The 1,137-nt window shown below is 48.4% G+C and carries 1 protein-coding gene; it reads right to left on the reverse strand.

Going from position 1 to position 1,137, the window contains the following annotated elements:
• Positions 1 to 12 precede the first annotated feature (12 nt).
• The gene (locus tag ACOTX1_RS23765) at positions 13 to 1,089 is read right to left on the reverse strand and encodes an IS110 family transposase (RefSeq protein WP_000227969.1); all 1,077 of its coding nucleotides are present in this window, start codon (positions 1,087 to 1,089) and stop codon (positions 13 to 15) included.
• Positions 1,090 to 1,137 lie beyond the last annotated feature (48 nt).

Raw genomic sequence — 1,137 nt, forward strand, 5'->3', positions numbered from 1 at the left:
CCCTTCTAAGAGTCAAGCTGTTATCGGGATACTGTTGATCCGCCTGTTTTGATTGCGCAGTAACGTGTAAACTTCGCGGGAGATATATCGCTTTAGACAGCGTATCGCTTCCATTTTTGTATGTCCTTCGGCTACACGCCTGGCGACATATTCCTTTGTTTTTGCGTCAGTTCGTAAGCGTCCGATGGCGATGATGTGAAGTGCACTATTTGCAGCACGATCTCCACCACGATTAAGTCGGTAACGGTTCGTTTTTCCAGAAGAAACGGGGACCGGGCTGACACCACACAGTGCCGCAAATCCTGATTCTGATCTTAACCGTTGAGGATTGTCTCCGGCAGTGATCAGCAACTGTGAAGCGCTTTCGTATCCGATAGCATTACGTTTAATCAGCTCAGGTGCCAACTCGTCGACAATTGCCGCAATCATGACATCCAGATCAGCGATTTCGTCATGTAACTCGAGATAGCGTCGGGCAAGGGACTTTAATGAAATGCGATAAACGTTGGTTACATTGCGGTATTCACTGGCATCAGGTCTCCAGGAACCCAGGGTCCTGATGAGCTGCATGCGCGTCATATTTCTGAGCTGTTCACGTAATTCATCCGGGGCAGAGATAATATTTGAATGGATAATCTGGAGAGCGACTCTGCGGGCTGATATTGCTGTTTTTCGGCAAGTTTTTAATACCCGCAGGGACTCAATCATGCCATCACGCGTTTTGGGAGTAACTGTCCTGATGCCTGAGAATGCTGCATGAGCGGCACATTCAGCATCAATTGTGTCACTTTTACCCCGTTTGCGTCGCTCCATCCGGTCTGGAGCAGTCACCTCAAGAACTTCTAACCCGGCGTTCTGAAAATAACGAAGCAAACCGGAACCATAGGTACCTGTGCACTCAACACCAATTCGCTTTAATGTCCCAAACGAGGTCATCCATGCCAGCATCTGCCGGTAACCTTGTCGTGTTGTGGAGAAATACTGAGTCCCAAGGACTTTATTGTTCTGATCTACGACAGCGGCAACGTGCAAATCTTTATGTGTATCCACGCCACCCACAACGGCAGCTTCGGTAACTTTATCAACCATGACAGAGCTCCTGTGAGGAAACAGAGTTGAATCTCCAGACAGATAACC

Origin of the sequence: Enterobacter cloacae complex sp. IR5401 (assembly GCF_049238425.1) — a bacterium.
Classification (GTDB): domain Bacteria; phylum Pseudomonadota; class Gammaproteobacteria; order Enterobacterales; family Enterobacteriaceae; genus Enterobacter; species Enterobacter hormaechei_C.